Annotated in this window: 11 protein-coding genes; 10 read left to right on the plus strand and 1 reads right to left on the minus strand. The window is 65.1% G+C overall.

From position 1 onward, the window contains the following. Positions 1-25: 25 nt before the first annotated feature. Entirely contained in the window at positions 26-733 is a 708-nt protein-coding gene (locus E8F06_RS16425) for a TetR family transcriptional regulator (RefSeq protein ID WP_280369155.1), read from the minus strand. A 115-nt stretch (positions 734-848) separates the two neighbouring features. On the opposite strand from E8F06_RS16425, the gene E8F06_RS16430 reads away from it, so the two are divergent. The 10 genes from E8F06_RS16430 to E8F06_RS16475 all read left to right on the plus strand — a co-directional run bounded on the left by E8F06_RS16430 (position 849) and on the right by E8F06_RS16475 (position 12,852). Continuing rightward, positions 849-2,393 (plus strand): NAD(P)/FAD-dependent oxidoreductase, encoded by a 1,545-nt coding sequence (locus tag E8F06_RS16430; protein WP_280369157.1) that lies wholly within the window; start codon positions 849-851, stop codon positions 2,391-2,393. Beyond that, positions 2,390-3,274 carry an SDR family NAD(P)-dependent oxidoreductase gene (locus E8F06_RS16435; protein ID WP_280369160.1) on the plus strand — a complete coding sequence of 295 codons (885 nt, stop codon included), beginning with the start codon at positions 2,390-2,392 and terminating at the stop codon, positions 3,272-3,274. Before E8F06_RS16430 ends, E8F06_RS16435 begins: the two co-directional genes overlap by 4 nt. A 508-nt stretch (positions 3,275-3,782) precedes the next feature. Then, positions 3,783-4,691, plus strand: coding sequence for a glutamate/aspartate ABC transporter substrate-binding protein (locus tag E8F06_RS16440; protein WP_280369162.1), 909 nt, complete (start codon positions 3,783-3,785; stop codon positions 4,689-4,691). 206 nt (positions 4,692-4,897) lie between these two features. Next, positions 4,898-5,644 (plus strand): amino acid ABC transporter permease, encoded by a 747-nt coding sequence (locus tag E8F06_RS16445; RefSeq protein ID WP_151132748.1) that lies wholly within the window; start codon positions 4,898-4,900, stop codon positions 5,642-5,644. Beyond that, entirely contained in the window at positions 5,641-6,309 is a 669-nt protein-coding gene (locus tag E8F06_RS16450) for an amino acid ABC transporter permease (RefSeq protein WP_280369165.1), read from the plus strand. The genes E8F06_RS16445 and E8F06_RS16450 overlap by 4 nt, the downstream gene beginning before the upstream one ends. Next, complete coding sequence (locus E8F06_RS16455) at positions 6,306-7,040, plus strand: amino acid ABC transporter ATP-binding protein (RefSeq protein ID WP_179061980.1); 735 nt, start codon at positions 6,306-6,308, stop codon at positions 7,038-7,040. Before E8F06_RS16450 ends, E8F06_RS16455 begins: the two co-directional genes overlap by 4 nt. A 151-nt stretch (positions 7,041-7,191) precedes the next feature. Beyond that, positions 7,192-9,102: a sensor histidine kinase gene (locus E8F06_RS16460; protein WP_280369168.1), complete on the plus strand. Its 1,911-nt coding sequence runs from the start codon at positions 7,192-7,194 to the stop codon at positions 9,100-9,102. Beyond that, positions 9,099-10,421 carry a sigma-54 dependent transcriptional regulator gene (locus tag E8F06_RS16465; RefSeq protein WP_280369170.1) on the plus strand — a complete coding sequence of 441 codons (1,323 nt, stop codon included), beginning with the start codon at positions 9,099-9,101 and terminating at the stop codon, positions 10,419-10,421. The genes E8F06_RS16460 and E8F06_RS16465 overlap by 4 nt, the downstream gene beginning before the upstream one ends. A gap of 218 nt (positions 10,422-10,639) precedes the next feature. Continuing rightward, positions 10,640-11,932 carry an MFS transporter gene (locus E8F06_RS16470; RefSeq protein ID WP_280369171.1) on the plus strand — a complete coding sequence of 431 codons (1,293 nt, stop codon included), beginning with the start codon at positions 10,640-10,642 and terminating at the stop codon, positions 11,930-11,932. Continuing rightward, positions 11,929-12,852, plus strand: a complete 924-nt coding sequence (locus E8F06_RS16475) for an aldo/keto reductase (protein WP_280369173.1) — start codon at positions 11,929-11,931, stop codon at positions 12,850-12,852. The genes E8F06_RS16470 and E8F06_RS16475 overlap by 4 nt, the downstream gene beginning before the upstream one ends. Positions 12,853-12,882 lie beyond the last annotated feature (30 nt).

The raw sequence follows: 12,882 nt of genomic DNA on the forward strand, positions 1-12,882 counted from the left end.
GCCTGCTTGGCGAATGAATTCGCCCCTACACGGCACCTACCGCCTGCAACACGCTGGCGCCGGTGAAGAGGAACAGCACCTGCTCCTCCGCCTCCGCACGGATCGCCTCGCGGCGTTCCGGCTCGCCGATGTAGTCCAGGGACATCTGGAACAGGTTGCGGCTGATCAGCCGTGACACGCGCCGCACCACCGGTTCCGACACCAACGCCGGCAGCAGTTTGTATTCGCGGACATCCTCGGCCATGTCGGCGGCAAAACCCTCCATCACTTCCTGAAGCGCCTCACGCAACACCGGGGAGGCGCCATGCAGCTCGCGCACGCCGATGATGAAGGCCTCGGCGTTACCGTCGACGAAATCGAAGAACAGCTGCACGGTCTCGTGGCAGACGCGCCGCCCACGGCCCAGGTCGATGCCCATCAGCTTCGGCAACACACCGCCGTCGCCCTGCACGGCGCGCGCCGCCGCTTCCCGGCGCAGGTCACGCAAGGGCTGGCGCAACTGGGTGGAAATGTTGCGGATGATGGCCAGTCCCAGGTCATCCACATCCTTGAAGTGGCGGTAGAAAGTATTGGGGTTCAGCCCGGCCTCCCGCGCCAGTTCGCGCAGCCCCAGGCTGCCCAGGCTGCGGCTCTGGGAACCCAGGCGCAGCGCGGCTTCCATGAGCAGGCGCTTGCCGGGGGCATCGGGAGCTCGTTCTGGCGACTGGCGCTCGTCGCCGCTGGCGGAATTCATCTCTGGCCCTACCTAAGGTTGGTTGTGACGACGCTGGATTGCCGGCGAGTATACAGATGTCTACCTTGGTATACAGCTGTATACGCCGCAATTAATAAGAACAGGAGCCCGGCCAATGACTGCGTCACCCCGACCCTCTGCCCGCCATTGCAAGATCGCCATCATAGGTTCCGGTTTCTCCGGCCTCGGCATGGCGATCCGCCTGAAGCAGAAAGGCGAGAACGATTTCCTCATGTTCGAGAAGGAGCCCGGCATCGGCGGCACCTGGCGAGTGAACAACTACCCGGGCTGCGGCTGCGACGTGCAATCGCACCTGTATTCCTTCTCCTTCGAGCCGAACCCGAACTGGACGCGGATGTTCGCCAAGCAGGAAGAGATCAAGACCTACCTGGAAGGCTGCTGGGAAAAGTACCGCCTGCAGGACAAGACCCTGCTGGGCACCGAGATCACCCGCCTGGCCTGGAACGACGTGGACGAGCTGTGGCAGATCGAAGACGCCGCCGGCAACCACTACAGCGCGCAGTTCGTGGTCTCCGGCATGGGCGCCCTGTCCACCCCGTCCATCCCGGCGCTGAACGGCCTGAAGAACTTCAAGGGCGAGACCTTCCACTCCCAGCAGTGGAACCACGACTTCGACCTCACCGGCAAACGCGTTGCCGTGGTCGGCACCGGTGCCTCCAGCATCCAGTTCGTGCCGCAGATCCAGAAGCAGGTCGCCCAGCTCGACCTCTACCAGCGCACCGCGCCCTGGATCATGCCCAAGCCCGACCGCGCCATCAGCGAGGGCGAGCGCTCCCGCTTCAAGCGCTTCCCCTTCCTGCAGCAGCTCTGGCGCGGCGCCATCTACGCCATCCTCGAAAGCCGCGTGATTGGCTTCGCCCTGACGCCGAAGGTGATGAAGCTCGCCGAACTGGTTGCCCGGGGCTACATCAAGCGCAAGATCAAGGACCCGGTCCTGCGCGCCAAAGTCACGCCCGACTACACCATGGGCTGCAAGCGGGTGCTGATCTCCAACGACTACTACCCCGCCCTGACCCAGTCCAACGTCGACGTGATCACCGACGGCATCCAGGAAATCCGCAAGAACAGCATCGTCACCGCTGACGGCAAGGAACGCGAGATCGACGCCATCATCTTCGGCACCGGCTTCACCCCCAGCGACCCGCTGCCCCGTGGCGTGGTCTTCGGCCGCAACGGTGTCGACCTGCTGGACACCTGGCCGCAAGGCCCGGAAGCCTACAAGGGCACCCTCACCGCCGGCTTCCCCAACCTGTTCTTCCTCATGGGGCCGAACACGGGCCTGGGCCACAACTCCATGGTCTACATGATCGAATCGCAGATCCATTACGTGCTCGGCGCCCTGGACCTGCTCGACGCCCGCCGCCTGCGCAGCCTGGAGGTCAAGCGCGACGTGCAGGACAAGTTCAACGGCAAGCTCCAGGGCAGCCTGGGCAATACCGTGTGGAATGCCGGCGGCTGCATGAGCTGGTACCTGCACCCGGTAAGCGGCCGTAACTGCACCGTGTGGCCCGGCTTCACCTGGCGCTTCCGCCTGCTGACCCGCAACTTCGACCCGGCGGCCTATCACTTCAGCCGCAGCGTGCCGGTGCACACCGCCCAGGGCCCACTGCAAATGTCCACCCAGGAGGTGCCGGCATGAAATCCTTCGAGAACAAAGTCGCTGCAGTCACCGGTGCCGGCTCCGGCATCGGCCGCGCCCTGGCCTGTGCCCTCGCCCGCCAGGGCTGCCACCTGGCCCTGGCCGACGTGAACACCGACGGCCTGGCGGAAACCGCCGCCATGGCCCGCAAGCTGGGCGTGCAGGTCACCGAAACCCGCGTCGACGTCGCCAATCGTGATGCCGTGCACGCCTGGGCCGAGCAGGTGGTGCTGGACCACGGCCGGGTCAACCTGGTCTTCAACAACGCCGGTGTCGCCCATGCCGGCACGGTGGATGGCAGCGACTACTCGGAATACGAGTGGATCATGAACATCAACTTCTGGGGCGTGGTGTACGGCACCAAGGCCTTCCTGCCGCACCTCAAGGCCAGCGGCGAGGGCCATGTGGTCAACGTCTCCAGCGTATTCGGCCTGTTCGCACAGCCCGGCATGAGCGCCTACAACGCCACCAAGTTCGCCGTGCGCGGATTCACCGAATCACTGCGCCAGGAACTGGACATGGAAGGAAACGGCGTTTCCGCCAGCTGCGTTCACCCCGGTGGCATCCGCACCAATATCGCCAAGACCGCGCGGATGAACGACAGCCTGGCCAAGGTCACCGGCCAGGATTCCAGCCGCGCACGCCAGCAGTTCAATGACCAGCTGCTGCGCACCAGCCCGGACAAGGCCGCCGAGGTGATCCTGCGCGGCGTGCTGCGCGACAGCCGCCGCATCCTCATCGGCGCCGATGCCTGGGCCCTGGATGGCATGCAGCGCCTGCTGCCGACCCTTTACCAGCGCCTGGTTACCACCTCCATGCGCCTCGCCGCGAAGTTCGCGCCTAAGCCAAGGGCGGTGGAAGTGTCCAAGGCGGTCGATTGATCGGAGCGCTTCTACTTGTGGGGGCGATTTCAATCGCAAAGCAGACCGGAGGACTGCCCTGCTGGTTATCAGGGGGGCAGCTCCGCCGCCCTCAGCGAATGAATTCGCCCCCACAAAACACGGACCTGCCTTTCCTTGTAGGGGCGAATTCATTCGCCAAGCAGGCCGAAGGTCTGCCCTGGAACGTCCAGCGAGCTGCCGCCGCCCTCACCCCAACCCTCTCCCAGAGGGAGAGGGGGCTTTTTGTGCCTCGGCACCACCCCCTCCAGACATGACCACAAAGTCACCCGTTCGGAAACCCGAACGACATTCGGAACGCATATTCGGAAGCCCGGACGCGACCCAAATCCAGATAGCCTCCTATCGATATAAAATCATTAAATATCAATAATTTAAGTAAAACTTCAGACCACCATACAGCTGGCACGCATTCTGCCAATACAGATCCCGACGGACGCGACTTCCTACTCGCGCCGATAAGAACAAACAACATCGAGGACTGTCGTTCATGCGTATGCTCCCCAAGGTTCTGGCCACCGCTATCGCAGCAACCCTGATCTCCGCTCCGGCTTTTGCCGCCGAGCTGACCGGTACCCTGAAGAAGATCAAGGAGACCAGTACCATCACCCTCGGTCACCGTGACGCTTCCATCCCCTTCTCCTACCTCGGCACCGAGCCGGGCAAGCCCATCGGCTACTCCCATGACCTCCAGCTGAAAGTGGTCGAGGCCATCAAGCAGGAACTGGGCATGCCGGAACTGAAGGTCCGCTACAACCTGGTGACCTCCCAGACCCGTATCCCGCTGGTGCAGAACGGCACCGTCGACATCGAGTGCGGCTCCACCACCAACAACCTGGAGCGCCAGAAGCAGGTCGGCTTCTCCGTGGGCATCTTCGAAGTGGGCACCCGCCTGCTGTCCAAGAAGAGCGCCAGCATCAACGAGTTCGAAGACCTGAAAGGCAAGAACGTCGTGACCACCGCCGGCACCACGTCCGAGCGCCTGCTCAAGTCCATGAACGCCGAGAAGCAGATGGGCATGAACATCATCTCGGCCAAGGACCACGGCGAGTCCTTCCTGATGCTCGAATCCGGCCGCGCCGTGGCCTTCATGATGGACGACGCCCTGCTCTACGGCGAAATGGCCAAGGCCAAGAAGCCCGATGACTGGGTCGTGACCGGCAAGCCGCAATCCTTCGAAATCTATGGCTGCATGGTTCGCAAGGACGACGAAGCCTTCAAGAAAGTGGTCGACAAGGCCATCGCCGACACCTTCGCCTCCGGCGAAATCAACGGCATCTACGACAAGTGGTTCACCCAGCCCATCCCGCCGAAGGGCCTGAACCTGAACTTCCCCATGAGCGAAGAGCTGAAGAAGCTGGTCGCCAATCCCTCCGACAAGTCGGCTGAAGAAATCTGACGCCTTGCTCCCCTCTCTCAAAGGGAGAGGGGCCGGGGGTGAGGGTGGTGGGCTCCGCGCGATGTCATGCAGCCCTCACCCCAACCCTCTCCCAGAGGGAGAGGGGGCTGTCCGGAGTCGGCCTGAAATATCGCCGTACGCCTGACAGCCACCCCCTTCCACTGCCTTCAACCGCAGACAGATCGACTTGATAGGGGACAACCCTGATGAATTACAACTGGGACTGGGGCGTGTTCTTCAAGTCCACCGGGATCGGCAGCGAAATCTACCTGGACTGGTTCGTCACCGGCCTGGGCTGGACCATCGCCATCGCCCTGGCGGGCTGGATCATCGCCTTGCTGCTGGGCTCGCTGCTCGGCGTGATGCGCACCGTACCGAACCGCTGGGTTTCCGGCTTCGCCACCGTCTATGTGGAAGTCTTCCGCAACGTGCCGCTGCTGGTGCAGCTGTTCCTCTGGTACTTCCTGGTGCCGGACCTGTTGCCCGAACCGCTGGAAATCTGGTTCAAGCAGGACCTCAACCCGGCCACCTCGGCCTACCTGAGCGTCGTGGTATGCCTCGGCCTGTTCACCGCCTCCCGTGTTTGCGAGCAGGTGCGCACCGGTATCCAGGCACTGCCCAAAGGCCAGCTCGGCGCAGCCCGCGCCATGGGCTTCCGCCTGCCGCAGATCTACCGCTACGTGCTGCTGCCCCAGGCCTTCCGCATCATCATTCCGCCGCTCACCAGCGAGTTCCTCAATATCTTCAAGAACTCCTCCGTGGCGTCGCTGATCGGCCTGATGGAGCTGCTGGCGCAGACCAAGCAGACCGCCGAGTTCTCCGCGAACCTGTTCGAAGCCTTCACCCTGGCCACCCTGATCTACTTCACCCTGAACATGAGCCTGATGCTGTTCATGCGCCTGGTGGAGAAGAAGGTCGCGGTGCCCGGCCTGATCTCCGTAGGGGGTAAGTGATGGATTTCTCCGCAATCATCCCCGCCCTGCCGGGCCTGGCCGACGGCCTGCTGATGACCCTCCAGCTGATGGTGCTGGGCGTCGTCGGTGGCGTGGCCCTGGGCACCGTCCTGGCCCTGATGCGCCTGTCGCACAACCCGATGCTGTCGAAGATCGCCGGGCTGTACGTCAACTACTTCCGCTCCATCCCGCTGCTGCTGGTGATCACCTGGTTCTACTTCGCGGTGCCCTTCCTGCTGCGGGCGATCACCGGTGAAGACACGCCCGTAGGCGCGTTCACCTCGTGCCTGGTGGCCTTCATGATGTTCGAGGCGGCGTATTTCTGCGAAATCGTCCGCGCCGGCATCCAGGCCATCCCGAAAGGCCAGATGGGTGCGGCCTCGGCCCTGGGCATGACCTACAGCCAGAGCATGCGCCTGATCATCCTGCCCCAGGCCTTCCGCAAGATGACCCCGCTGCTGCTGCAGCAAAGCATCATCCTGTTCCAGGACACCTCGCTGGTTTACACCGTGGGCCTGATGGACTTCCTCAACGCCGCCCGTTCCCGTGGCGACATCATCGGCCAGCCGCATGAGTTCCTCATCTTCGCCGGCCTGGTCTACTTCAGCGTCAGCTTCATCGCCTCCCAGCTGGTCAAACTCCTGCAGAAAAGGTTAGCCGTATGATTTCCATCAAGAACGTCAACAAGTGGTACGGGGACTTCCAGGTGCTGACCGACTGCAGCACCAACGTGAAGAAAGGTGAAGTGGTGGTGGTGTGCGGCCCGTCGGGCTCGGGCAAGTCCACCCTGATCAAGTGCGTGAACGCCCTGGAACCCTTCCAGAAGGGCGACATCGTGGTCGATGGCACGTCCATCGCCGACAAGGCCACCAACCTGCCCAAGCTGCGTTCCCGCGTTGGCATGGTGTTCCAGCACTTCGAGCTGTTCCCGCACCTGTCCATCACCGAGAACCTGACCATCGCCCAGACCAAGGTGCTCGGCCGCAACAAGGACGAAGCCCTGGAGAAAGGCCTGAAGCTGCTCGACCGCGTCGGCCTCAAGGCCCATGCCCACAAGCACCCCGGCCAGCTCTCCGGCGGCCAGCAGCAGCGCGTCGCCATCGCCCGCGCCCTGGCCATGGACCCGGTGGTGATGCTGTTCGACGAACCCACCTCCGCACTGGACCCGGAAATGGTCAACGAAGTGCTGGACGTGATGGTCGAGCTGGCCCAGGAAGGCATGACCATGATGTGCGTGACCCACGAGATGGGCTTCGCCCGCAAGGTCGCCGACCGGGTGATCTTCATGGACCGCGGACAGATCGTCGAAGACTGCGCCAAGAACGAATTCTTCGGTGACGTGAACGCCCGTTCCGACCGCGCCCAGCAGTTCCTCGCCAAGATCCTCCAGCACTAAGCGGCTCTTGTAGGAGCCAGGGGGACGCCCAGTTCTTGCTGGCGAAACGTGCTCGGCGATTCGCGAGCAAGCTCGCTCCTACATCGCTCCGCACCACTCCACCGCTCGGTCCCTGCGCCGGGCGGCGACTGGCATGGCCCGGATGTCTATGATGCAATGCCCCACCGCCAGCTTCCGCGCCATGCCGCCAGCCCTGACCGTGAAACCGCGTCTTTCCCGCCACCTGCTGCTGTTCCTGCTGCTGCTCCTGTGCATGGCGGGCTTCGGCTACATCGGCTTTCACCTGAGTGAGGAAGCCGGCATCCGCCAGCTGCAGGTCAACGGCGAGCGCCAGCTGGAACTCCACGCCCGCGCCGTGGAAAGCGAGATCAACCGCTACACCTACCTGCCCAGCCTGCTGGAGCTGGAATCCAGCGTCAGCCACCTGCTGCTCAACCCCACGCCCTACCGGCGCAACCTGGTCAACGACTACCTCGAAGGCCTGAACCGCCGCAGCGGCGCCCGCGCCATCTACCTGCTGGACACCAACGGCCGCGTGCTCGCCACCAGCAACTGGCGTGACGCCGACAGCTACCTGGGCGAGGACCTGGCCTTCCGCGCCTACTTCCAGGAAGCCGTGCAGGGTCGCCCCGGCCGCTTCTACGGCATCGGCAGCACCACCGGCGAAGCGGGTTACTACCTGGCCCACGGCCTGCGCTACCAGGGCCGGATCATCGGCGTCGCGGTGGTCAAGGTGAAGCTCGAAGCCCTTCAGGAACGTTGGGAAAAGGCCCGCCTGCAAGCCTTCGTCAGCGACGAGAACGGCATCATCATCCTGTCCAGCGACCCGGCCCTTCGCATGAAGGCGGTGCGTCCGCTTTCCGCCGAAGACAAGGAGCGCCTGGCCCGCAGCCTGCAGTACTACTGGTGGGCCCTGAACGAATGGGAGCCACGCACCCGCGAGGTGCTGGGCGAAGGCCTGGAAGCCATCAGCTTCGCCGCCAGCGGCCCGCAGGGCGAGGCGGAAGGCGACGTCGCCTACCTGGCGCAGACCCGCACCCTCAACGACACGCCCTGGCACTTCACCCTGCTCTCGCCGCTGGCCGACCTGCGCCGCGAAGCGGTGATCCAGGGCATGCTCGCCGCCGTCGGATTCGCCCTGCTGGCCTTCCTGCTGATCGCCTGGAACGAGCGCCGCAAGGTCATCGCCACCCGCCTGGCCGCCCGTGAAGCGCTGCTGGCGGCCAACAACGAACTGGAACGCAAGATCGCCGAACGCACCCAGGACCTGCGCGCCAGCAACAGCCGCCTGCTGGCGGAAATCCGCGAGCGCAAGCAGACCGAAGACAACCTGCGCAAAGCCCAGGACCGCCTGGTCCAGGCCGGCAAACTGGCGGTGATCGGTCAGATGTCCACCAGCATCGCCCACGAGCTCAACCAGCCCCTGGCCGCCCTGCGCACCCTGTCCGGCAACGCCATGCGTTTCCTCGAACGCGGCGCGCTGGACACCGTCACCACCAACCTTTCCGCCATCAACGAACTGGTGGACCGCATGGGCCGCATCACCGCCAGCCTGCGGGCCTTCGCCCGGCGTTCCGACGACCACGGACAAGCACGCCTGGGCAAAGCGGTGGACGCGGCCCTGTTCCTCCTCAACGCCCGCCTGGAACGCTCGCCGCTGGCGCTGCACCGGGACGTGGACGACGTGCTCCTGGCCATCGACCAGACCCGCCTGGAGCAGATCCTGGTCAACCTCATCACCAACGCGCTGGACGCCATGAGCGGCCAGACCGACTGCCAGCTCTGGCTCAGCGGCCGGGCCGACGGCGGCCTCTACCGCATGCAGGTGCGCGACAACGGCCCCGGCATCGACCCGGAAAACCGCGTGCACCTGTTCGAGCCCTTCTTCACCACCAAGCCCGGCGAGCACGGGCTCGGCCTGGGCCTGACCCTCTCCGCCAGCCTTGCCACCGCCGCCGGCGGCAGCCTCGCGGCGCACCACCCCGACAGCGGCGGCACTGCCTTCGAGCTCAGCCTGCCGCTGCTGGACAGCCCCGATTCGAACGCGAGCCCCCGACCATGACCGAGCCGCTCAACGTCCTCATCGTCGAAGACGATCCCCATGTCCTGCTCGGTTGCCAGCAGGCCCTGGCCCTGGAAGACATCCCCAGCATCGGCGTCGGCAGTGCCGAAGAAGCCCTGGCAAAAGTGGGCGAGGACTTCGCCGGTATCGTCATCAGCGACATCCGCCTGCCGGGCATGGACGGCCTGACGCTGCTGGAGCGCCTCAAGGCCCGCGACCGCCAGCTGCCGGTGGTGCTGATCACCGGCCACGGCGACATCAGCATGGCGGTGGGCGCCATGCGCAGCGGCGCCTACGACTTCATGGAAAAGCCCTTCTCCCCCGAGCGTCTGGTGGACGTCACCCGCCGCGCCCTGGAGAAGCGCCGCCTGGACCGCGAGGTCAGCAGCCTGCGCCGCCAGCTGGCCAGCCGCCAATCCCTGGAGCAGCGCATCATCGGCCGCTCACCGGCCATCCAGGCCCTGCGCGAGTTGATCGCCAACGTCGCCGACACCTCGGCCAACGTGCTGATCGAAGGCGAGACCGGCACCGGCAAGGAACTGGTCGCCCGCTGCCTGCACGATTCCAGCCGGCGCCACACACGCGAGTTCGTTGCCCTCAACTGCGGCGGCCTGCCGGAGAACCTGTTCGACAGCGAAATCTTCGGCCATGAAGCCCACGCCTTCACCGGCGCCAGCAAGCGACGCATCGGCAAGATCGAGCACGCCCACCAGGGCACCCTGTTCCTCGACGAAATCGAGAGCATGCCGATCAACCTGCAGATCAAGTTCCTCCGCGTGCTGCAGGAGCAGACCCTGGAGCGCCTGGGCTCCAACCAGCCGATTCCGGTGGACTGCCGGGTGATCGCCGCCACCAAGTTCGACCTGAACGAGGAAGGCAAGTCCGGGCGCTTCCGCAGCGACCTCTACTACCGCCTCAACGTGGTCACCCTGGAATTACCACCGCTGCGCGACCGCCGCGAAGACATCCTGCTGCTGTTCGAGCACTTCCTGCAGCTCGCCTCCCTGCGCTTCGACCGCGCCGCGCCGGAGCTGGACAACGCCACCGTCTCCGCCCTTATGGCCCACGACTGGCCCGGCAACGTGCGCGAGCTGCGCAACGTGGCCGAACGCTTCGCCCTCGGCCTGCCGGTGTTCAAGAAGAGCGGCCAGACCCCGGACGGCAACGAACCGCGCTTCGCCGAGGCGGTGGAAGCTTTCGAAAAGAGCCTGCTCAGCGCCGCCCTCGAACGCCACGGCGGCAACCTCAGCCAGGCCTGCATTGCGCTGGGCATGGCCAAGACCACGCTGTTCGACAAGGTGAAGAAGTACGGGCTGTGATCGAGCCCCTGGGGGCGGGCTGAACCTTGTGGGGGCGAATTCATTCGCTAAAGGGCAGCGCAGCTGCCCCCACCCTGAAAGACAGACCTTCGGCCTGCTCAGCGATTGAAATCGCCCCCACAACAAAGCGCTCCCCACCAGCCCCCGCAGCAGCCGATACCAGCACCCCGCTCCGCCATGGTCTAAAACCACCAGACCACCCCACACGAACCTCCGCCATGTCCCTGCTGCACCGCGCCATCCATGCCAGGCCCGGTGAACTGGCCCCGGCCCTGGCCGCCTTCGCCCTGCTGCTGTGCCTGTTCGGCGGCTACTTCATGCTGCGTCCGGTGCGCGAGTCCATGGGCATCGCCGGGGGCGTGGAGAACCTGCAGTGGCTGTTCAGCGCCACCTTCGTCGTCATGCTGCTGGCAGTCCCGGCCTATGGCTGGTTGAATGCGCGGGTCCCCCGGCGGATCTTCCTCGACTGGGTCTACCTGTTCTTCGCCAGCAACCTGCTGGGCTTCGCCTGGCTGCTGTGGCGCACGCCGGACCCGCTGTGGGCGGCGCGGGCCTTCTACGTCTGGCTGTCGGTCTACAACCTGTTCGTGGTGTCCCTGGCCTGGAGCCTGCTGGCCGACGTGTTCGACCGTCGCCAGGCCAAACGGTTGTTCCCCTCCATCGCTGCCGGCGCCAGCCTCGGCGGGCTGATCGGACCGCTCGCGGGCGGCCTGCTGGTGAGCGATCTGGGAACCACCGGATTGCTGGTGCTGGCCGCCCTCCTCCTGCTGCCCACCCTGGCCATGCGCCGTGTGCTGATGGACTGGCGAGGAACCGGCGGTGCCGGGCGACCCGGAGCGGAAAGCGAACCACCGGAACGGCCGGTACCCGGCAACCCCTTCGCCGGTATCAGCCAGGTGCAGGGCTCGCGCTACCTGCTGGGCATCTGCGCTTTCGTCCTGCTGCTTTCCTGCACCAGCACCTTCCTCTACTTCGAGCAGGCGCGGCTGGTGGCGGCGTTGTATCCGGACAGTCACCAGCAAGTACGCGTCTTCGCCCTGATCGACTTCACCGTGCAGGCCCTGTCCCTCGCCTGCCAGCTGTTCATCGCCGGACGCGTGGCACAGCGCTTTGGCGTCGGCGCGCTGTTGGCGGTGGTGCCGCTGCTGGTGGCCCTGGGCTTTCTCGGCCTGGCAATGCTGCCGCAATTCGCCGTACTGGCCTCGGTGATGGTGCTGCGCCGGGTAGGTGAGTACGCCTTCGTGCGGCCGGGCCGGGAAATGCTCTTCGTACCACTCGGCGCCCAGGAGAAATATCGAGCGAAGAACTTCATCGATACCGTTGTCTATCGCGGAGGCGACGCCCTGAGCGCCTGGCTCAATGCGCTGCTCACCGGCATCGGCCTGGCCTCCGCCGCAGTGGCGCTGGTGGGCGCGGCTGTAGCCCTGGCCTGGTCCGCACTGGGCTGGCGTCTCGGCCACCGGCACGAGCACACTGAATCTTCGTCCCCATCACAGGAGACCGAGCCATGAGAACCGGCATCACCCGCGCCGAATTCCTTCGCCTGAGTGCTGGCACGGCGCTCCTGGCCATGAGCCCCTTCGGCCTCGGCGCCGACATGGGGCAACAGCCGGTGCTCCGTCGCGCCATTCCCTCCACCGGCGAGCAGGTGCCAGTGATCGGCGTCGGCACCTACCGGGGTTTCGATATCTCCCACGACGCCAGCGCGGCCTGGGCGGATTGTCGCAAGGTGCTGGAAGCACTCTTCGCCGCCGGTGGTTCGGTGATCGACAGCTCGCCCATGTATGGCCAGGCGGAAGAAGTGGTGGGTGGCCTGCTGAGCGAACTCAAGGCCCAGGACCGGGCCTTCGTTGCCACCAAGGTGTGGACCCAGGGTCGCCAGCACGGCGTCGAGCAGATGCAGCACTCCATGCGCCTGCTGCGGCGCCAGCGCATCGACCTGATGCAGGTGCACAACCTGGTGGACTGGCAGGAACACCTCACGACCCTGCGGCAATGGAAGGAGGAAGGCCGCATCCGTTATCTCGGCGTCACCCACTACACCTCCAGTGCCTATGACGAACTGGAGCGGGTGCTGCGCGCCGAAAAGCTGGACTTCCTGCAGATCGACTACGCCCTCAACGACCGCGATGCCGAGGAACGCATCCTGCCCCTGGCGCAGGAGCGCGGTGTGGCGGTGCTGATCAACCGTCCCTTCGGCGGCGGAAACCTGCTGCGCAACCTGTTGCAGCAACCGCTGCCGGAGTGGGCCGGCGAGTACGGCTGCACCAGCTGGTCGCAACTCCTGCTGAAGTTCTGCCTGAGCCATCCGGCGGTGACCTGCGTGATTCCCGGAACGGGAAACCCCCGTCACATGCTGGACAACCTCCAGGCAGGACGGGGGAAGGAGCCGGATCAGGCGCTGCGGGACAGGTTGATCCGCCTTTTGTAGGGTGGAAATCGCTCTTCATTTCCACCGCTT

Origin of the sequence: Pseudomonas sp. BN411 (assembly GCF_029871235.1) — a bacterium.
GTDB lineage: Bacteria > Pseudomonadota > Gammaproteobacteria > Pseudomonadales > Pseudomonadaceae > Metapseudomonas.